This is a genomic window from Lactiplantibacillus sp. 3062 (assembly GCF_055413545.1).
The window spans coordinates 615,000-636,715 of the sequence record NZ_JBVAYE010000001.1; the positions used below are offsets into that span (position 1 = coordinate 615,000).

Genomic DNA, 21,716 nt, shown 5'->3' on the forward strand with positions numbered 1-21,716 from the left:
ATTGAGGAGGAATTAGAATGGCAGTTTTAGTTTTAGGTGGTGCCGGCTACATCGGTTCACACGCAGTTGATCGGTTGGTTGCAAAGGGGTATGACGTGGCGGTTGTTGATAACTTGGTCACGGGGCACCGGGCAGCAGTCAATGAACACGCGCGTTTTTATGAAGGTGATGTCCGGGATACGGTGTTCATGAATACCGTGTTTGACCAAGAAAACGTTGAAGGTGTCATTCATTTTGCAGCTTTCTCAGTTGTTCCTGAATCGATGAAGAATCCGCTCAAGTACTTTGATAACAACACGGCAGGGATGGTTAAGTTGCTCGAAGTGATGGCTAAGCACGATGTGAAGAAAATCGTCTTCTCATCGACCGCAGCAACTTATGGTGAACCTAAGCAGGTGCCAATCAAGGAATCGGACCCACAAGTGCCAACTAACCCATACGGCGAAAGTAAATTAGCGATGGAAAAGATCATGCACTGGTCAGATGTGGCTTACGGGATTAAGTTCGTGGCCTTACGTTACTTCAACGTGGCGGGGGCTAAGCCTGACGGCAGCATCGGCGAAGATCACGCACCAGAAACGCATCTCGTCCCAATTATTTTACAAGTAGCTGCTGGTGAACGGGATCAATTACAAATCTTCGGTGACGACTATCCCACTCCAGACGGGACCAATGTTCGGGACTATGTTCACGTTGTCGATTTAGCTGATGCACATATCTTAGCCTTGGAATACCTAAAGCAGGGGCACGATAGTGATGCGTTTAACTTGGGTTCTTCAACGGGCTTCTCCAACAAACAAATGTTGGACGCTGCTCGTGAAGTCACTGGTAAGCCAATTCCAGCAATCATGGCACCACGCCGCGCTGGTGATCCAAGCACATTGGTTGCAGCTAGCGACAAGGCACGTACTGTTTTAGGTTGGACACCTCAGTATGATGATGTGAAAGAAATTATCAAGACGGCTTGGACTTGGAAAGAAAGTCATCCGGCCGGCTATGATGATCGGGGAGGCCAAGCATAATGACGAGTTTGGATCAATTTGTCACGGCGGTGATCGCGTCGCCTTCGCAATATACTGAATTAGATCGAATCTATGTGCATAACCGGGTTCTTGGTTTGGTCGGCGAGGGTGATCCGATTGCGGCAAGCGATGACCAATTAACAAGTTTAACCGATGCCTTGGTTAAAACGGCGATTCAAAATGGCAAGATCGAAGCGACCCAATCGGATGAAGATATCTTAGCGGATCAATTGATGGATCTTGTGACCCCGTTACCATCCGTATTAAACCAACGTTTTTGGGATAAGTATCAGGTTAGTCCGCAAACGGCAACCGATTATTTCTTTAACTTAAGCAAAGCTAATGATTATATCAAGACGCGGGCCATTGCGAAAAACGTGGTCTTTCCAGCAAAAACGCCATTTGGTGACTTAGAGATTACCATCAACTTATCAAAGCCTGAAAAGGATCCTAAAGCGATTGCGGCAGCGCGTAACCAACCGCAAGATGGCTATCCACTTTGCCAACTATGTATGCAGAATGAAGGCTATCTAGGCCGGCTCGGTTACCCAGCACGGAGTAATCACCGAATTATTCGGTTAACACTTGGTGGCAATACTTGGGGTTTCCAATATTCTCCATATGCTTACTTTAATGAACACTCGATTTTCTTGGATCAAGAGCACCGGCCAATGGTCATTAACCGGCAAACTTTTACCAACTTACTTGAAATTGCTCAGCAATTTCCACATTACTTTGTGGGCAGTAATGCGGACTTGCCAATTGTTGGTGGTTCAATGCTGTCACACGAGCATTACCAAGGTGGTCGGCACGAATTTCCAATGATGAAAGCGCCAATTGCACGCACGATTGACTTAGGTATCGCGGGTGTTAAGGCTGGGATTGTTAAATGGCCAATGTCGACGATTCGGCTGACGAGTCAGGACTTGGTTGCATTAACGGATGCCGCTGTGAAGATTCATGAGACGTGGAAGAATTATTCGGACGAGAGTGTGGATGTTCGTGCTTATACGGATGGCACACGTCATCACACAACGACACCGATTGCACGCAAAGTTGGCGATGACTACGTATTAGATATCGTTTTGCGTGATAATCAGACGTCTGCTGAATTTCCAGATGGCATCTTCCATCCACATCAGGATGTTCAACATATCAAGAAGGAAAATATTGGCTTGATTGAAGTGATGGGCCGGGCCATTTTACCAGCCCGGTTGAAGACCGAATTAGCTGAAGTCGGCAAATACTTGTTGGATCAGCCTAATCAAATGGTCGCGATGCATCAAGCATGGGCTGATCAATTGAAGGCCACTAATACCATCACCGCTGACAATGTGACGACTGTCATTGATACGGCGGTCGGCAACGTCTTTGCCCGGGTTCTGGCCGATGCTGGGGTCTTTAAGTGGGATGACGCTGGTGAGGCAGCCTTTGATCGTTTTGTCGCAGCAATGCACGATTAAGTTGTTAATCAAATGAAGACGTGGGGCAACGGGGTGTTGCAGACGCGATTTACCGACGAGTCATGATTGGTGAATAGTGTCACGCCCAGTTGCCCCACGTTTGTTATTCAGTGCTAATTAAGAGAAAAGAGGAATGACGATGGCCGTAACGTTAAAAGATATTGCGCAACGAGCAGATGTCTCATTGGCGACGGTATCGCGGGTCTTAAATTATGACAAGACACTATCAGTGAGCGAGCAGACACGCAAGCGCGTGTTTACGATTGCTGGCGAGCTGCGGTACAGTAAGCGTAAACGTCAGCATATAAAGGCGCTAATGCGGAAAAATATCGCTGTGATTCAGTGGTACTCTAAGATTCAAGAACATGATGACTTATATTATTTAGCGATTCGTAAAGGAATTGAGCATCAAGCTCAAGTGTGTGGTTTTACGACGACTAGTATCTTCCAGAATAATTTAGATCAGGTTGGCGATGATATTGATGCAATCGTGGCGGTGGGAAAATTTAGCCCTGTTCAAGTACAACAGTTGAGTCGTTTGTCAAGCCAGCTTGTTTTTGTTGATGACGATCACTTTGCTCAGGGATTCAGCAGTGTGGTGACTGATTTTACGTTTGCTACTAACCGCGTCGTTGATTATTTTTGGCGGCGTGGTATCCGAGATATCGGCATGATTTATGGCAAAGAGTGGTCCACTGATCAGCAGGTGGAGATTCCCAACCAACGTCAGCAAAGCTTTGAACAGGCGTTGCAGCGGCATCATGCCTATCATGCTGAGTATGTATTAGCTGGTGATTACACTAGTCAATCTGGTTATCTGATGATGAAACGGGCCATTGAAATGTTAGGTGACCGCTTACCACACGCTTTCTTTATCGCTAATGATCCGATGGCAGCCGGTGCGCTCAAAGCGTTACAGCAAGCTGATATTGCTGTGCCACAGCGGGTCAAGTTGTTTAGTTTCAATAACACGACGCTGGCCGAATATGTGTATCCAGAGATTAGCTCGGTCAATGTTGAGACTGAACTGATGGGAAAGACGGCCATCGATTTGTTGGTGAGCCGATTCCAAGATGATCGTCAAGCAGCCCAGCGCATTGAACTGGGAACGACGTTGGTAGAACGTGAAAGCACCAAATGAAATCATCGAGTGTTCGTGAAATTTGGCAGAAATATCGTAATTAATTAATGTGCCACCCGATTGTTAAAAAGTGGTGCATGACTTTGATGGGCACTGGTTGGTATTGAATAGCGCACGTGAATGGGTTGATTGGTCATGCTACTACTTTCTGATTAGTTGGTCTGTTTTGCTAAGGTGTGAGGCCATAATAACGACAATTGTACCCTTCAAGGGTATAATTGTGAGTGAGGTGATGAAAATGAAAACAACTGCCACAATCCTTAAGGAGATTCGGCAACATTACCAAATTAGTCAGGCAAAGCTGGCAAAGTTACTCAACACCTCGGTTAGAACGGTGCAGCACTGGGAACAAGCGGACTACCAACCAAGTGGCACCGCGGTACGTTTGATTCAGATTTTGGCTACGGACGATGCGGTATATACCGCACTGACAAACCTCGAGGAGGAGAATACGATTATGTATTTAGAACACGATGATCAGAAGTTCACCATCATGGGTGTGCAGTTTCGGAATCAAGAGGAATACCGGGCGACCATGAATGCAATTATCAGCAATATGTATGAGGGTTTTGAGCCGACTAAGGAAGATGTTCAAGACGCTCGTCGCTTCTATGACGAAGGCCCGATTAGCGCACAAGAGATGCTAGCAAGAATACGTACTTCGACCAATCGTAAAGCCGAATGAGAAAGGTATGGGCGGACTACCTACAACCAAACGGTATTTTGAAAAATCGCTTAGGCATTACTGAAGCGGCTACTTTGCAGAAAATTGAGTACAAAGTGAGTACGCAACGGCAACAGCAATTATCCCGCAATCACTATCTTCTGCCAGACTCTCATCAATTGACAGGACGTCAAATTGGAGAGCTAAAATTGATCAATGGGTTTTTGCTCGGTGAAATTTACGACTGGGCCGGTCACTATCGCGAAGTTGATTTCAACAAGACTGCGAATGGCGTGGTGACGTTTTTCCACCCGGTGGCTTTATTTGGTAATGCTGAGATGGATATTCAACGCCAACTCGATAATTTTGCGATGTTACCGAATGATCGGGAACAGCTTGCACAGGCGTTGGGACAAGTTGTCACCGAAATCAACATGTTTCATCCGTTTCGGGAAGGTAATGGCCGCACGACGCGGCTGTTTACTGAGGTTTTGGCTTGGCAGCATGGTTTTGACATCAACTATACCCAGGCACAGCAGGATGCTTACATGCAAGCGTCAATTCAAGATGATGCTGAGATGATGGCACAGGTGTTCCTGGAAGTACTAACCAAATAGATCAATTATTGTTAGTCGTGATACTAAGAATGGTCTTAAATTAAAACAACAAGTGCACTCGGAAATTTCTAATCTGAGTGCACTTGTTGTTTTAGTTTAGTGAGATATATGACGTTTGTCGCAGCGGTCAATTTTACTGCTTGAGTGGGCCACTAACTTTTCGTTTATATTCGGATGGGGTGGTCTTTAGGTATTTTTTAAACAGACGAAAGAGTGATGAGGTGTTTTGATATCCGATGATGTCGCAAATGTCAGCGAGTGTACAGTTAGTTTTGATCATCAGATTTTGGGCAGCAGAAATTCGGCGGCGGTCAACAAGTTCTTTAAAGGTCTTGCCCGTCGCTTCTTTTAATTTGTTACCCAGATAATTCGTATTATAAGAGAACTTGGCGCTGACATCACGTAATGTCACGCTGGCGAAATTCTGATTGATGTACTGAATGATTGGCAAAAGATTGTCGTCCGTATTGTCAGAAAAGTTAATGTATTCTTGCTCAATCGATTGCGATAATTCAAGAATTAATGTAGATAGCAGCAGGCCCATTGATTTATTACGTTGGCGGCTCTTTGTAAGGCCCTTGATAATTAAACTTTCAACTAAATTGATGGCAACTTCTTGGTGTGTTAAGTCAAACAGAATAAAGTTGTTGTGCAACGTATTGATGTGGGATGCATTATATAAAAATTGAGTGATTTCATTGGTTGAAACGGCAATATAGTCGAAAAGTTGGTTCATCGTTGAGTCATTCTTGAGCAAGATGTTAATCAAAATATCATTACTGCCCGTTGATTCAATTTGCTGAACAATGTCTTTATCCATCAAAATTAGGTTGTGCTGATGGAGGGTCACTTTTTCGCCATTAATATACTGAGTACAAGTGCCAGCATACATATAATTAAGCTCAATAAAGCTATGCGTGTGAGCTGGAACATAGGAAAAGCGATTATTTTTGGTAACAGCAATATCACCGTGCTTAAAAAAATCTGAGCGGGGCATCTGGGGAATCGGATTATTCACATAGTCTAAGTCCATGTAGTTAACGTTACCATGTGATTGGCGTTGCTTTAGCTCAACCGGTGTCAGAGCAAATAATTCGTAATTGAGAAATTTACTAGTCATTAATACTAACCTTCTTTAATATTTATCGTTTAGTACAACCTGTGATTTTGCACGATCATTCATGTAGTTGAGATATGGTACCCCTTACAGTAATCGCTTACAATATTCGTATAAATAAAGGGAGGTTCTTCATATGAATAACGGCGAGACGTCAACTTCAATGGTGAAAAAATATCGGCCATTAGCAGTAGCTGCAGGAATTGGTTCCATTCTAGGATCAGGAATTATCGTTGGCTTATCCGCGACTATTACAGTGTGGCAGAACGGACTAGGTCTTACTAACAGTCAAGTTGGTATTATTTCAGGTGCACTAACTTTTGCAATTGCAATTGGATCCCTATTAGCAGGACAGATAACAAAATCTTTTGGTCTAGTTAAATCGTTTAATTGGTTAAACCTGATTTATGCGATTGGCGCCTTGATCTGTGTTTTCTCGAATAATTATATCATGCTTTTGATTGGCGTCATCATTACCGGGTTAGCTTCGGGTGCTGATTTACCAATTAGTTTAACCGTAGTTTCGCATGATGCACCGGATGATAAGACCTCGGCTAGTTTAGTATCGTCGACGCAAATCTTCTGGCAAATTGGGGTTTTCATGTCTTATGTTTGTGCCTTTATTGTTTCTAAAATGGCCGGTGCTTCCGGTGCTCGGATTGTTTTTTCGATTTTAGCAATTTTTGCCTTGATTACTTGGGCATGGCGGACTTTTTCAACTAAGTTCCGAGCATTTCATGAAGAAGGTGAACAACGGCGTATTGATCGCGAAGCAGCTTCACAGACAACAGAGAAGGTCTCGATTAAGACGGTCTTCGCTGGTGCCAACAAGGGACGCTTTATGGCATTCTTCTTCAGTATTTTAATCTTCTATGTTTGCTGGAATCTACTGGCCAATACGTTCGGACAGTTTCAAACGTTTACGCTGGTTCAAGCACATGCGAGTCAAAGTTTCGCAACTGGTGCTGGGATAGTCCTAAACTTTATCTCGTTGTTGGCAACCATGGCTTTTGCATCAGTCGCTGGGGGTAAGTATCGTAATAAGTTCTTCTTAGTTGGGATTACCGTTCAATTTTTGGCAATGCTCGGACTAGCAATGAGTAGTCATTCGTTATGGCCAATTGTCATCACGATTGGCTGTTACAACATTGGGAATAATATTGCTGGTGAAGCGATGTATAAAGTTTGGACACAGGAAGCATTTCCAGTTGAAGTTCGGGCATCAGTTCAAGGATTTATTAATGGCTTTTCACGGGTATGTTGTGGCCTATTTGCCTTAATTACACCTGCGTTAGTTGTGCCATCAGCAATTCGTAACACGATGTTTGGGTTCGCTGCCATTGTCTTTATTAGCTTTGTAGCAGGGCTGACAATGATGCGATTGGAAAAGAAACATGGTATTAATAACTTTTAAACAAAGTATTTAGAAAGCGAGTGGAAGAGATGGCGTTTACTTTTCAGATCAATAATGATGTTCAATTTCGGCATAATCAAGCATTATTAGACAAGTCGGCAAGCTATCGGCCAATACTGAAAGAAACCCAAGTTAAGGCGGCATCGATTGTGGCGCTCGAGCGTGATACGCAATACCTTGAAGGATGGGGTGTTAAACAAATTGCACCTATTGAACGATTATCAAGTTATGAGTTGAAACGTGACGACCAAATTATCATAGATTTTGGCGATCATCAGGTTGGTCAATTTAGTATTAATATTAACGCTGTTGGTTCACCAATGGATGCACCACTATGTTTTAAGATTAAGTTTGCTGAAATGCCTGCAGAATTAGCACGCAAGAGTGAAGATTACGACGGTTGGTTGAGCAAATCTTGGATTCAAGAAGAAACTGTTCACTTAGATGTGCTGCCAACCACGCTGACGTTACCACGACGCTATAGTTTTCGTTATGCTGAGATCACAGTTGTTGATACGTCACCAAAATGGCGAGCTGTTTTTAGCAATCCAGTGGTCACGGCGACAAGTGCGGTAGACACTGCGACAGTGCATCAACCGGAATTAGCCGATGCACAATTACAACGGATTTATGAGGTTGGCTTGAAAACATTAGCTGATTGTATGCAGGATGTCTTTGAAGATGGACCAAAGCGCGATCGGCGATTATGGATTGGTGATCTTCGGCTACAAGCATTGGCCAATTATGCAACGTTCAAAGATACAGATCTGGTCAAGCGGTGTCTGTATTTGTTCGGTGCGATGCCTACAACGGCTGGCCGGATTCCTGCCAATGTTTTTACTAAACCAACGGCAGTTCCAGATGACACCTTCTTGTTTGATTACAGTCTATTCTTTATTTCAATTTTGGCTGATTATGAGGCGTTTAGTTCTGATAAAACAGTTTTGAATGATTTATATCGTGTTGCTAAAAAGCAAATGGATTTGGCGTTGGCACAAGTTACTTCTGAAGGTAAATTGAAATTGACTGAAGAAAATCCGGTTTTCATCGACTGGTCAAATGATTTTGACAAAGAAACGGCTGGGCAGGCCATTATTATTTATACGCTAAAACAATTTATTACGCTTGCGGAACTGGTTAATGATACAAGCTTAGAGACCTATACAGCGATACTGCGTAAATTAAACCAGTACGCTAAAACTCAATTGTTTGATTCGCAATCGGGGTTATTTGTCTCAGGGGATCAGCGTGAAGTTAATGTGGCAAGCCAAGTGTGGATGACACTAGCACATGTTTTGGATCCTGAGCAAACCACGGCGCTTATGCAAACGACCGTCACGAAACTGTTTCCAATTACTGGTATTGCAACGCCGTATATGTATCACCATATTACGGAAGCATTATTTGAAGCAGGCTTAAAGCAAGAGGCCGTCCAATTAATGAAAGATTACTGGGGCAAAATGATTACGCTAGGTGCGGATACTTATTGGGAAGCATTTGATCCTAATCAACCTGATTATTCGCCGTATGGGAGTCCCATTTTAAATAGTTATTGTCATGCTTGGAGCTGTACACCGGTGTACTTGATTAATAAGTACCTCGTTTAGGAGGAGTGTCTGCGATGGTTGACGAAAAAGTAAAGCTGAGTAAAGCAAACGTACTCTTAATAATTGTTGCTGGTCTAGCTTCCTATATGGATGCAGCGTTGCTCGTTAGTCTGGGAGTAGCGCTACCTATCTGGACAAAATATTTAGCACTGAATAGCTGGATGGTCGGACTACTAAGTACTATGCTGACGGTCGCGGTTGCAATTGGTTCATTTGTGGGCGGCTGGCTGTCGGATAAATTTGGCCGGGTCGCGGTGTTTAATGCTGATATCTTTTTTGTCGCGATTGGCTCGTTTATTATTGCGATTGCACAAAATACGACGATATTGATTATTGGTGTTGTGATTGCTGGTTTGGCCTCTGGTGCTGATTTACCAACGTCATTGGCGGTTATTTCGGAACGGATGTCTAGTAAAGTTTATGGTCGGGCAATTTCTTCAACTCAGATTTTTTGGACGATGGGCATTTTGTTGTCACAGTTTATTGGTTTTATAACTGCTAACAGTGGTATGGGAAGCCCGGCAGCCTTATTTGGTTGGATTGGATTAGTGGCGATTATTAATTGGTGCGTGCGGGTCTTTTCAAAGCGTTTTAAACAGATTGAAACAGACTTAGTTGACCATGAACATGTGGACTGTGCATCTAACGGTCAATCGGTTAAGAAGTATCGATTAGGTCAGCTATTGCGAACAGGTGGTTTGTTAGTACCAATGATTCTACTAACTGTTTTTTATCTATTTTGGAATTTGCCGGCCAATACGTGGGGGTCATTTGTTAACTATTTCTTAGTGACTGTTGATGGCCGTACGCAAGCCTATTCGACAATCGTGGCATTAATTGCCAATATCGTGTGTCTGTTAGTTAACCTGATCTATTTAAAGGTTTCAGACACTAGGTATCGCTACCGAGTGATGTATTTAGGTATTGCCGTAGCATTGCTTTCCTTTGTGACTGCAGGGATCTTTAGTGATGACTGGCAGATTTTCACCGTTGTTTATATTTTCTACTCTGGTAGCACAGTATTATGTGGTGAGGCCCTTTATAAAATTTGGAGTCAGACTTTCTATCCAGTGGATGCACGGGCAACGATGACGGGTTTTTCTTATGGCTTAGTTCGGGTGCTGACCGCTGCTTTCTCACTAGTAACGCCAACATTAATGGGATATTCGCCGCAACTCTTATTATGGATTATGGTTGGATGTACGGTGCTATTCGGTGCCTGTGCAGTGATCATTGTCGCTATTATTAAGAAGACCGGTTTAAAAGACCTAACGATGAAAGCGGTTTCTTAACAAATTGATTAATATTACTAAGAATTAAAAATGTAAGCCGGGCATTGCCGGGCTTATTTATTTAAAATCAAGGAGGATAATGCTCATGTCAAAAGAGGCTGTTTGGTTATGGTATCCTGGTGATTTTGAAATCCACCAAGGAATGTTACAAAATTTTAAACGTGAAGAACGTGGGATGGGTTGGCCTGCCTATTGGTATATTGATGATTGCAACCGTAATGTTAATTTTAAACGGCACTATGATTTAAAAGAATCCACACAATTTACAGTACTCGCCAAAGGAACGGGCTATGTTGATGTTAATGGCACTAAGTATCGCTTAAATCATGCGATTAATTGTGATGCGGGTGCGACTGATATTCAAGTGTTTGTTGGTAACGTTCAGGGATTGCCGACAATTTATATTGTTGGTGAGATTATCAAATCTGATAGTGGTTGGCTAGCTAGCAATTTTGTCACCACATTACCCGCTGGTCACGATATTCTCTACACTGACCGTAACCAGGATCCTAATGTGATTGAATATCGGACAGAAAAAGTAGTGGCCAAAGCACAACAAGCAGTTGATGGTGGCGTTTTATATGATTTTGGTCGCGCTGTGAATGGAACTGTCACAGTCAAAACGAATGGGCCAGTTACACTATGTTACGGGGAGTCCGAAACTGAAGCACGGGATGTTGAGATGTGTTATTACAAGCAGTCGGACGTTACAGCTACAACAAAGGTTCGTAAACGTGCGTTTCGATATGTCTTTGTGCCTCATTGTCAGTTAGGTGACATTGAATTAACTGCTATGCACGAATATATTCCTAAAAATAATCCCTCCAGTTTTACCTCTGATAATAAGTTGATCAATCAAATTTGGAATGTAGCGACGGAAACGTTAAACCTTTGCAGTGACTTGTTCTTTATCGATGGGATCAAACGTGATCGGTGGATTTGGGCTGGTGACGCGTACCAAGCTAATTTTATCAATCAATATTCTTTCTTCAATGAAGATATTGATAAACGGACGTTATTAGCGTTGCGTGGGCAAGATGATATTAAGCAACATATGAATACGATTGTCGACTATTCCATGTTGTGGGTGATTGGTGTTCTAAATCATTACCAGATGACGGGTGACCGTGAATTTCTCAAAATTATTTACCCTAAGTTAGAGAGTATGGTGCAATACTTTATTCAACAGACAAATGAGCATGGTTTTATTTATGGTCGGAAAAATGACTGGATCTTTGTCGATTGGTCAGAAATGGATAAACAGGGTACCGTGGCGGCTGAACAAATCTTATTACTTGAAGATTACAAGACAATTATGACTTGTGGTGAGGTCTTAGGCAAAGATGTGGCGGGCTACCAAGCGAAGTATGACCAGTTGTTTAAGAACTTAATGAAATACTTTTGGGATGATGAACAAGGAGCATTTATTGATAGTTATGAATCGGGTAAGCGGCACGTTACTCGTCATGCTAATATTTTTGCCATTTTGTTTGACGTTGTTGATGAGAACAAACAACAATTAATTTTAAAGAATGTTTTGTTGAATAATGCGATTACTCAAATTACCACGCCGTATTTTAAGTTTTTTGAACAAGATGCTTTATGTAAGCTGGGGGAACAACACCGTGTTTACCAAGTTTTATTAGACTATTGGGGCGGCATGTTAGATCGCGGGGCCGTGACCTTCTGGGAAGAATTCGATCCGTCGCAGCATGGCAAGGATATGTATGCCATGTATGGTGATCCCTATGGTAAGAGCCTGTGCCATGCCTGGGGAGCCAGTCCGATATATTTATTAGGTCGTCATTTTGTAGGATTACGGCCCACGGCTCCAGGATACCAGACTTTTGAGATCAAGCCTGAGTTATCAGAATTTCATCATTTACACACCGTGTTACCCATTAAAGGCGGTACCGTGACTGTCGTAAAAGATCAACACCAACTATCAGTCACTGCTAGCCGAGCTGGTGGGACATTGATTGTGGATGGGCAAAGACAATCTTTGGAACCTAATGGAACTGCGGTGGTCCCAGTGTAGCCGTCATTATTTTAATGGGTTAATTTAGAAGACACTTTTGGTATGCGCTTGTTGAAGCAAGTGCATACCAAAAGTGTCTTTGATTTGTGTCAAACTATGATTTATTCGTCGGTTTCACAAAACTTTTCCGATAAATTAATTTAGCATCAACTAATACCATGCGCTTCTGTGGACGGTCAAAAATAATCGTATCTTTCAATGTTGTGATAGCCTGTGCGGCTAAGTCGTCTGTGTCAATGTGGAAAGTCGTCAATGGTGGTGAAACGTAGCGCGCAATGTCGATATCGTTAATACTAATAATTGCGGTATCAGTGGGGACTGTGATTTTGTTTTCATTGAAAGCCTGTAAGACACCCACGGCCAACGGATCTGAACCGACTAAGAACCCTTTGGGAAATGCTTGTTTACTCAACGATTGCACGACTTGTTGTCCCAAGCGATAGCCACTTGCAACGGAGAATTCACCACCGATGAATAGAAACCGCGAATCAAATAGTTGTAACTCGCGTAGTCGACTTTCAAAGTATTTTTGACGCGGATCTTGTTGATGGGTGACTTGTTGATCTTTATTCCAGTAGCCGCCGTTAATGAGACCAATGGGCGTATCACCTGCGGCTATCAATTGATCGATGGCTTGTTCGGTAATTGCTTGGAGGTTAGGCTGTACCGAATTGAAGTGATGCGGGTCTGGATTGGAATCAACGAAGATTCTGTGGGGTGTTAGCTGGCGCAATTTATGGAGCGCATCAGAATCGAATTCGCCAACTGCCATCACACCGTCGATGTCGTGGGGAATGTGGTCGATATCCGGATAAAAGGTGAGCTTTAAATTAGCCTGTTTTCCGTGTTCAACGAGACTCTGACGCAAATTACTGAAATAAATATCTTCAAGTTCTTGTTTTGGTTGGACAGCGAAGATTGTAGCTACCTGATAGGCAAGGCCGTGAGTGGTGTTTGGTTGTTCGTAATTCAAGTTTTGAGCAGTTTGTAGTATTTTTTTGCGAGCGTGATCCGAGATTGAAAATGACGGATCATTATTCAACAGCCGTGAGACGGTTGCCGGTGAATAGCCCGCTTTAGCGGCAATTTCACGAATAGTCGGCACAGTGGAAGACTCCTTTCGTCAAACAAGTTACTAAACAGATGATTACCAGAGTTAAAAAGCTTCACTTATAATAATACGCTTTCATTAGCGCTAATAAAAGCAGTAATGAATATAAACAAAACGTAAATAGTGTTTACTGATATTTAGTAATTATTTTAGTAAAACGGGTTACATTCGTAAATGAAAGCGCTTATCATAAGAGTTGTTAAAGCGTAATTAAGTTGATAGAAGTGAGGGTGCGTTTGAATGTCCAATCCATTAAAGACAACAGAATTTTTGCATGGTGGTGATTATAATCCAGACCAGTGGCTTGACCAACCCGAGGTGATTAAGCAGGATTTTAAAGCGTTTAAGGCTGCTAAGTTAAATACGGTGACATTGGGAATCTTTGCTTGGGACAAGTTAGAGCCTGCTGAGGGGCAGTATGATTTTAGCTGGTTAGATCAAATTTTCGATCGTGCCGAAGCCCAAGGGACTAAGATCATTTTGTCGACGCCAAGCGGGGCTCGTCCACGCTGGTTAGCTGAGAAATATCCAGAAGTGTTACGTGTCAATGAACACGGACAGCGAAATCAATTCGGCGAGCGACATAATCACTGTTACACATCGCCAGTTTACCGAGAAAAGGTTCAAATGATTAACCAGAAGTTGGCGGAACGTTACGGTCAACGACCAAGCTTGCTGCTATGGCATATCTCTAATGAATATGGCGGTGCTTGTTACTGTGATTTGTGCCAGCAAGCCTTTCGTCATTGGGTTCAAAAAAAGTATCAAATGTTAGCCAATTTGAACCATGCTTACTGTGGTGCTTTTTGGAGTCACGATTATACAAGTTGGGATCAGGTTCAGGCACCGTCGCCGCTGGGTGATACGAATGTAATGGGACTTAACCTGGATTGGCATCGTTTTGTAACAGACCGGACGATTGACTTTTTTGATAATGAAATTAAACCGTTACGAGCGCTGACACCTAATATCCCTGTGACAGCCAATTTTATGGGTGGCAACCCATCAGAATCACACGTCTTTTATGATTTAGATTATCAGAAGTTTGCGAAGCATGTCGATATTGTGAGTTGGGATTCATATCCTAATTGGAGTAATGGTTACGAAAGTACGGCCCACTTGGCCATGAAAACTGCTTTGATGAATGACGTGATGCGGAGCCTCAAGCATGATAACTACTTGATTATGGAAAGTACACCGTCACAGGTTAATTGGCACCCATATAATCGTGCCAAACGACCAGGCATGCACGAAATGGGGAGCTTGCAACTGGTTGCCCATGGTGCCGACTCAGTTTTGTATTTCCAACTACATCAATCATTAGGAGCTTCTGAAATGTTTCATGGCGCCGTCATTGCCAACCATCGTGGCTCAAATACGCGGGCATTTAAGGACGTTCAAAAAGTTGGTCAGGACTTACAAAGCTTACAGGCCGCGCATGGAACGACCAGAACTGCAGCTAAAGTCGCTATTGTTTTTGATTATGACAACATGTGGGGGTTAGATGATGCCCGCAACTACGCTAACGAAACTAAAAAGTATTGGCGCACGATTCAAGAACATTACCAGTATTTCTGGAAACATGATATTCCAGTTGAAATTATTGCGACTACTGATGATTTGACGGCCTATGATTTGGTGATTGATCCGATGCACTTCATGATGAGCGCCCAGTTTGCGACTAAGCTTAAAGCATATGTGCAACAGGGCGGCCATCTGATCGGCACCTATATTACGGGCGTCGTTGATCATGACTTCTTAGCCTATCAAGGTGATGGGTTAGCTGACTTAGAAGCAACTTACGGAATTAAAGTTCAGGAAACTGATACATTATATCCGCAACAACATAATGCACTGACTGCTTATCACCAAGCGTATCAAGTGAATGATTATTGTGATGTAGTTGAGACGACAACAGCACAAGTCCTCGGCACGTATCAAAAAGACTTTTATGCTGGAACGCCGGCTGTAACGCTCAATCAATTGGGCCAGGGAGCGGCGTATTATTTGGCTGCGCGGACCGATACTGACTTCTTGGATGCTTTCTATGAACGGCTTGCCACAAGTTTGGCACTTAAACCGGCCTTGCCAGTGATCAAAGCGAATGCCAAGGTAAGTATTCAAGTTAGAGAGAATGCGACGACGCGCTATTACTTCGTGATCAATTTTAGTCATCGACCAACGACGGTGACACTTGAAGTGCCGTTACGGCAGATTTTTGAGAATCAAGTGGTCAGTGGCAAGCAAGACTTGGCCAGCTATGGTGTTCAAGTCTATATGATGAATAAATAATTAAGTGGGGTGAAATTAATGGCACAAAATGTTGAACAACAACCAGTAACCAAGAAAAAGTTATCATGGCATCAAATTAATGAAGGTGTTGCCTTTGGATTAGGTAACTTAGGACACTCGGCATTCTATGGTGCGTTGAGTACCTATTTTATTGTCTTTGTCACTAGTGGGATGTTTAGCGGCGTTGCACCAGCTATCGCCAATCGGTTGATTGGTTTAATCACAGGACTGGTGGTGGTGATTCGTTTAGCGGAAGTCGTTGTCGATCCAATCTTAGGCAATATTGTTGATAATACGGAAACACGTTGGGGCAAGTTTAAGCCTTGGCAAGTCATTGGGAGTATTATCAGTTCGGTCTTATTAGTCGTTATTTTCTCAGGAATCTTTGGATTAGCAAAGGTAAACTGGATTTTATTTGCAATTGTTTTTGTGATTTTATTTATTATCTTGGATGTCTTCTATTCGTTAACAGATGTCTCGTATTGGGGCATGGTTCCAGCGATTAGTGAAGATAGTCATGCCCGGGGAATTTTCACGGCTCTTGGCAGTTTTACTGGGACGATCGGTTGGAACGGCCTGACAATGGTCGTTGTACCAATTACCACGTACTTTACCTTTATCGCAACTGGTAAGCATACCCAAGGTCCACAAGGCTGGCTAGCGTTTGCCGTTATTGTCGGTATTGTGGCAGTCATTTCTGCACTATTTGTCGCCTTTGGAACCAGTGAGAAGCACAATGCGATTCGGGAAGCAGCCAAACAAAAGACGACGATCAAAGGTGTCTTTATGGGCATTATCAAGAATGACCAAATTATGTGGGTCAGTCTGGGTTACTTATTCTATTCATTAGCATACGTGACAACCAACGGGGTTCTATTCTATCTTTTTAAATTCGTGATTGGTAAACCTAGTGAATTTTGGATTGCTGGGGCGGTCGCAACTGTGATCGGTTTTGTGACGTCACCACTATATCCAATCTTGAACCGGTTTATTCCACGGAAAGTGCTCTTTGCACTCGGTCAATGCTCAATGATTTTAGCCTATATTATCTTTATTGTTGCGCAGACGAATTTGACCTTATTGATCATCGGATTAGTCCTTTTCAATATTAACTTTGCCCAATTAGTCACGGTCCTATCAATGACCGATGCCATTGAATACGGTCAATTGAAGAATGGCAATCGTAATGAAGCGGTGGTGCTTGCCGTTCGGCCGATGCTCGACAAAATTACTGGTGCCTTTTCCAACGGTATCGTCGGTGCCATTGCTTTAGTTGCTGGTATGACTGGTAGTGCAACGGCCGCCGATATGACTGCAAGTAATATTCATACGTTTGAACTCTTAGCGTTTTACTTGCCGTTAGCATGTGCAATCTTGTCATTGTTAGTCTTTACATTCAAAGTAACCATTACCGAAAAGAAACATGCCGAAATTGTTGAAGAGTTACAGGCCAAATTGGCAACAGGGGAAGCAGCGGATGTTGCGGTAACGCCTGCATCTGACATTCTGACCACTGAAATCTTAGCACCAGTAAGCGGTCAACCGCTCGCATTAGCGGATGTCAAAAGTGCCGCACAGCCACAAGGCTTACCGGGAGTTGGTTTCGCCATCAGGCCAAGTGATGGTCGCCTCTATGCGCCATTCGATGGGACGATTCGGTTTACGTTCTCAACTAAACATACGTTAGGAATCGTGTCAGCTGACGGTCTTGAAACAATTATTCACGTGGGAATCGGGACGGTTAACCTCCGTGGTGCTGGCTTTACGACTTATTATCAAGATGGGCAAGTCGTACACGCTGGTGATTTACTGATGACCTTTGATCGTGATCTGATCAAACAGAGTGGTTATGACGATGTGGTTGTTACTTTCTTTACGCAACCTGGTCGCGTTACAGCACACACTGAAGATTGGTCAACAGAAGTACAGCATGGTCAATCAGCAATGAAAGTAACATTCAAATAGATTGGAGTTGTCGGTCATGACAACGCCGACTCATTGCGATAATTGTTCGTGTTAGACTTGAGGTATCAAATAAGCACTGCTCACAAAATAGTGGGCAGTGCTTATTTGGCATTCATTAAATTGTTTAACAAGTACGGTACGGGTTAGCGTTTCATCGGTACTTCCATGCCAGTGCTGGTCTTTGCCCGCTGTAACAACAAGTAGTGGGCCGTGCCAAAGACGGCACCAACTAGCGCAGGGACTAACCAATCCATTCCGCTGCTGGCAAGTGGTAAGAAGCTTTGGACATGCGCCATTGCTTGGCCGAAAGTACTTTGGCTAACAACGGCGGGGAAAGCGGCAACCATATCAAAGACGGCGGGGACGACGGTGAAGACGACGACCCAAACATAGACGACACTTGACTTGTGGAAGAGTGGCGAAAGGATCGATAAGAAGATTAGTGCCATGGCTAACGGGTAAAGGAACATCAGGACGGGGGTGGACCATGCAATGATCTGATTTAATCCCACATTAGCAGTTAAAAATGAGGCGAGGCACGTGATTCTTAACCAGGCTTTGTAACTCAAGAAACCGAAGTGCTTATGGAAGTCCTGAGCGAAGGCGGCGACGAGCCCGATAGCGGTGGTCAAACAAGTGGTAATGATCAACACGGCTAAAATGGCTTGTCCGACATTACCCATGTAGTGGTTAACGATTTGGTCAAAGGCGACCCCGCCGTTATCGGATAATTTGAATTGACCTAACGATTGCGCGCCTAACAAGATTAAGAGCACGTAAATCAAGCCTTCAAAGGCCATTGAGAAGAAGCCAGCTCGGGCGGTCACCCACGCGGCTTTGTTCGGGTCGGTTTGGCCCATGAAATTAACGGCAGTGACGATAGTGACACCTAACGCCAACCCAGCTAAGGCGTCCATCGTGTTGTAGCCTTGCAAGAAACCATTGGTAAAGCCTGCGGTCTGATAGGCAGCAGTTGCACTGGTGCTACCGGCATGAGCTAGCGGACTGCTGAAAGCTACGGCGAAGATGGCGACTAATAATAGCAAAAATAATGGATTTAATAATTTGCCGACCCGAGCCATAATTTTGCTCTGTTCAACGGACAAGTAGTAGGCGAGTCCGAAAAATGCGGCGGAAAACAGCAGTAATGCGAGTGATTGATACTTTGCTGGGAAAAACGGTGCCAGACCAACGGTGAATGATACGGTGGCTGTCCGTGGTGTTCCAAAGAAGGGGCCAATTGTAAAGTGTATGAGAACCATGAAGACAACGGCAAAGGTTGCGCCTAGTGGTTTACCAATGTCATAAACGCCCTTAGATTTAGTGACACAGACGGCTAAAACCGATAGTAAGGGCAATAAAACCGCCGTGATGAGAAAGCCGGCCGCAGCAATCCCCCAGTGACCGCCCGCTAGCTGACCCAAGTGAAGTGGAAAAATGAGGTTGCCAGCCCCGAAGAATAAGGCGAAAATCATTGAACTTAAGGTGACGTAATCACGTTTGGTTAAGTTTCGCTTTTGAACTCGATTTAACATATCAACAGCACTCCCTTATTTGATTGAGACAATAATCATTAAATAAAAGTTGCGATTAACCAAAAAACGTCCTGATATCTGAGTTAGACTCAGAAACCAGGACGTTTGAACACGTGTTACCACCTTAGCTTTGTGACTGCCTTACGACGAATCACCTTAAAAAGTACGGCAAGTGGCCGGCCACTTGCGATACTTCGGCTCAATAATGGGAGCAACCAACAGCAACTAACATCAAGCTCGTCACTGCCACTCAGAACTGATTTTCAACGATCTGGTCATGATGCCATTGCACCAAACTGACACTCTCTAGGCATTTCCAGAAGGTTTACTTTGTTCATCGGCGTGTTTGTTAATCGATTTTTAATGTGGTTCTAATTTACAACCGCGATTAGTATTTGTCAATCTTTTTTCAAAAAAAGTTAGTTAGCTAGTGCGGATTCTTAAATAAAGATGGATAATAGCTGTAATAAGGAAATTTGTGAGGAGGGTCCGCTGATGACCAACAACAATGAGGAAAGGCCCCAATGGCAAGTGAATCAGAACCGCCATACCCGTTTTCGGACGATTGTCAGTGTCTTGCGGCGCTATAACGTTTTGAGCAACCTTGCACGTCAGAAAAATCCTGATCAAGTGCGCGCGGCGTTTGAAGAACTTGGACCGACGTTTATTAAAATTGGCCAGATTCTTTCTTCACGTACAGATATCGTTAAGCCAGAATTTGCTAACGAATTCAAGAAATTGCAAAATAATGTCCGGGCCGATGATTTTAGTGTGGTCAAGCAAACGATCGAGCAGCAGACAGGGAAGCCAATCAATGAAATGTTTGCCCAGTTTGACGAGCGACCGTTTGCATCAGCATCAATGGGCCAGACGCACCATGCGACGCTGCTCAATGGGCAGAAGGTCGTGGTGAAGGTGCAGCATCCGGGTATTGACGCCGAGGTGGCCCTAGATATTTCATTATTTGAGCGGGCGTTACCCCTATTGCGATATATTCCGGAATCTTCAGTTGTTGATTTGCGCGAAATGGTTGGTGAAATCAAACGGTCACTATTCAATGAATTGGATACCAGTATTGAGGTAAAAAATGGATTACGGTTTTACCGATTGAATAATGCGGACGATATTATTCGGGTACCCCGGGTTTATGCGAAGTATAGTACGCAAAAAGTGCTTGTTAACCAGTATATGCCGGGAACGACGATTCAGCATTTTATGGCGCAAATGCTTGCGGCCGATGAAGACGGAAATCACCAGTATGATGACGAACGCCGCTATTTGGCCCATGTCTTGGTGCAAAATTTCTTGAAGCAGGTTTTTGAAGATGGCTTTTTTCACGCTGATCCTCATCCAGGGAATATCTTATTGCGGGAATTGCAACCAGATGATATTGGGTATCACGATACGGTTCCCAAGCATGGCGGGAAAATTGGCAAACGGCAGTTACCACCATACCGGTTAGTTTATCTGGATTTTGGCATGATGGGTGAGATCAGTCCAGCTTTGATGGCAGGAATTGCTAATGTTGTCGTGGCAGTGACAACCGAAGATACCCATCAAGTCGGCAAAGCAATCTTAGCGATTTCAAACCGAACTGGCGTGGTTGATGAAGAAGCGTTCTTTAGTGAGTTAGCACCATTTTTAAGTCAGTATTATAATTCGGGACTGGGCGACATTGATTTTCAAGGCTTGTTGTTTGAAATGGTCAAGGTTTGTCGCAGTAATAATATTCAAATGAATCCAGCGGTTACCATGTTAGGTAAGGCGTTTGGAACGATCGAAGGTATTGTGGAGACGCTCGACCCAACCTTATCAATGATGGACGTGGCGCGGCCGTTTGCGCGCAAGTACATCCGCGAGAATTTTAATTGGCGCAATGAACTGGAAGATGGCATGTTGTCTAGCCTTCAAAGCCTGCGTGATGCCCCGAAGATTCCGTCACGCTTATTATCAGCTCTAGATACGTTTGAGAATGGTCAGACGCGGGTCAACTTGGTCTTTGCACACCGCAAGATGTTTATTGATCGGATTGATTCGATGGTCAATAAGATTGTACTGTCCGTTATTCTGGCAGCGCTGATTGTTGGATCATCACTACTAGTTCAAAGCCATCCTGATAATAGTTGGATTACAAACATTGGTATTTTTGGCTATGTTTCAGCAGTTGTCGTCATTATTGGCCTATTGATTGGAACGCTCCATTCCTGGTACACGCATTGGCGACGCAAGTAAAACTTGGCGTAGGGTTAGGCTATAGGGCCATGCGTCATGAGAAGTTGGCAACGTAGATTCGTCTAATTGAGACTGCCTAAAATATAAGCATACGAAAAACAGCGGTACCGTGATGATTCCAAGCCATAAAATCATCACGGTACCGCTGTTTTATTAATCATGTTTCAGTATCAAATTGATCGTGGTTAATGGTACGACTGTCAATT

15 protein-coding genes are annotated in these 21,716 nt (G+C 43.6%); 12 read left to right on the forward strand and 3 right to left on the reverse strand.

Annotated features, from left to right (window positions below):
* Positions 1–17: 17 nt before the first annotated feature.
* The 5 genes from galE (at position 18) to ACWQAU_RS02775 (ending at position 4,907) form a co-directional block, all read left to right on the forward strand.
* A complete protein-coding gene (gene galE / locus ACWQAU_RS02755) occupies positions 18–1,022 on the forward strand; it encodes a UDP-glucose 4-epimerase GalE (RefSeq protein ID WP_027821635.1) in 1,005 nt (334 codons plus the stop codon).
* Positions 1,022–2,485, forward strand: coding sequence for a UDP-glucose--hexose-1-phosphate uridylyltransferase (locus ACWQAU_RS02760; RefSeq protein ID WP_027821636.1), 1,464 nt, complete (start codon positions 1,022–1,024; stop codon positions 2,483–2,485). The genes galE and ACWQAU_RS02760 overlap by 1 nt, the downstream gene beginning before the upstream one ends.
* A 133-nt stretch (positions 2,486–2,618) precedes the next feature.
* Positions 2,619–3,626, forward strand: coding sequence for a LacI family DNA-binding transcriptional regulator (locus tag ACWQAU_RS02765; RefSeq protein ID WP_003643058.1), 1,008 nt, complete (start codon positions 2,619–2,621; stop codon positions 3,624–3,626).
* A 238-nt stretch (positions 3,627–3,864) separates the two neighbouring features.
* Positions 3,865–4,311: a helix-turn-helix domain-containing protein gene (locus ACWQAU_RS02770; protein ID WP_016511055.1), complete on the forward strand. Its 447-nt coding sequence runs from the start codon at positions 3,865–3,867 to the stop codon at positions 4,309–4,311.
* Positions 4,308–4,907, forward strand: a complete 600-nt coding sequence (locus ACWQAU_RS02775) for a Fic/DOC family protein (protein WP_011102179.1) — start codon at positions 4,308–4,310, stop codon at positions 4,905–4,907. Before ACWQAU_RS02770 ends, ACWQAU_RS02775 begins: the two co-directional genes overlap by 4 nt.
* A 133-nt stretch (positions 4,908–5,040) precedes the next feature.
* Here ACWQAU_RS02775 and ACWQAU_RS02780 read toward each other — a convergent pair whose 3' ends face one another.
* Positions 5,041–5,925 (reverse strand): AraC family transcriptional regulator, encoded by an 885-nt coding sequence (locus ACWQAU_RS02780; RefSeq protein WP_223843861.1) that lies wholly within the window; start codon positions 5,923–5,925, stop codon positions 5,041–5,043.
* A gap of 235 nt (positions 5,926–6,160) precedes the next feature.
* Between ACWQAU_RS02780 and ACWQAU_RS02785 the strand changes: the two genes are divergently transcribed.
* From ACWQAU_RS02785 to ACWQAU_RS02800, 4 genes are all read left to right on the forward strand, one after another.
* Complete coding sequence (locus ACWQAU_RS02785; RefSeq protein ID WP_003643054.1) at positions 6,161–7,438, forward strand: MFS transporter; 1,278 nt, start codon at positions 6,161–6,163, stop codon at positions 7,436–7,438.
* 29 nt (positions 7,439–7,467) lie between these two features.
* Positions 7,468–9,045, forward strand: a complete 1,578-nt coding sequence (locus ACWQAU_RS02790; RefSeq protein WP_027821637.1) for an alpha-L-rhamnosidase-related protein — start codon at positions 7,468–7,470, stop codon at positions 9,043–9,045.
* Positions 9,046–9,059: 14 nt separating this feature from the next.
* Positions 9,060–10,337: an MFS transporter gene (locus ACWQAU_RS02795; protein WP_027821638.1), complete on the forward strand. Its 1,278-nt coding sequence runs from the start codon at positions 9,060–9,062 to the stop codon at positions 10,335–10,337.
* Between the two features lie 79 nt (positions 10,338–10,416).
* Positions 10,417–12,375 carry an alpha-L-rhamnosidase-related protein gene (locus tag ACWQAU_RS02800; RefSeq protein ID WP_079111864.1) on the forward strand — a complete coding sequence of 653 codons (1,959 nt, stop codon included), beginning with the start codon at positions 10,417–10,419 and terminating at the stop codon, positions 12,373–12,375.
* Positions 12,376–12,469: 94 nt separating this feature from the next.
* On the opposite strand, the gene ACWQAU_RS02805 is transcribed toward ACWQAU_RS02800, so the two are convergent.
* Entirely contained in the window at positions 12,470–13,480 is a 1,011-nt protein-coding gene (locus tag ACWQAU_RS02805) for a LacI family DNA-binding transcriptional regulator (protein WP_027821639.1), read from the reverse strand.
* Between the two features lie 246 nt (positions 13,481–13,726).
* Between ACWQAU_RS02805 and ACWQAU_RS02810 the strand changes: the two genes are divergently transcribed.
* Both ACWQAU_RS02810 and ACWQAU_RS02815 read left to right on the forward strand, forming a co-directional pair.
* Positions 13,727–15,778 (forward strand): beta-galactosidase, encoded by a 2,052-nt coding sequence (locus ACWQAU_RS02810; protein WP_079111863.1) that lies wholly within the window; start codon positions 13,727–13,729, stop codon positions 15,776–15,778.
* A gap of 18 nt (positions 15,779–15,796) precedes the next feature.
* A complete protein-coding gene (locus ACWQAU_RS02815) occupies positions 15,797–17,743 on the forward strand; it encodes a PTS sugar transporter subunit IIA (RefSeq protein WP_027821641.1) in 1,947 nt (648 codons plus the stop codon).
* A 143-nt stretch (positions 17,744–17,886) separates the two neighbouring features.
* Here the strand turns inward: ACWQAU_RS02815 and brnQ are convergent, their stop codons facing one another.
* The gene (brnQ, locus tag ACWQAU_RS02820) at positions 17,887–19,278 is read right to left on the reverse strand and encodes a branched-chain amino acid transport system II carrier protein (protein ID WP_015379527.1); all 1,392 of its coding nucleotides are present in this window, start codon (positions 19,276–19,278) and stop codon (positions 17,887–17,889) included.
* Positions 19,279–19,773: 495 nt separating this feature from the next.
* On the opposite strand from brnQ, the gene ACWQAU_RS02825 reads away from it, so the two are divergent.
* Positions 19,774–21,510, forward strand: coding sequence for an ABC1 kinase family protein (locus ACWQAU_RS02825; protein ID WP_024971788.1), 1,737 nt, complete (start codon positions 19,774–19,776; stop codon positions 21,508–21,510).
* The last annotated feature ends 206 nt before the right edge of the window (positions 21,511–21,716 follow it).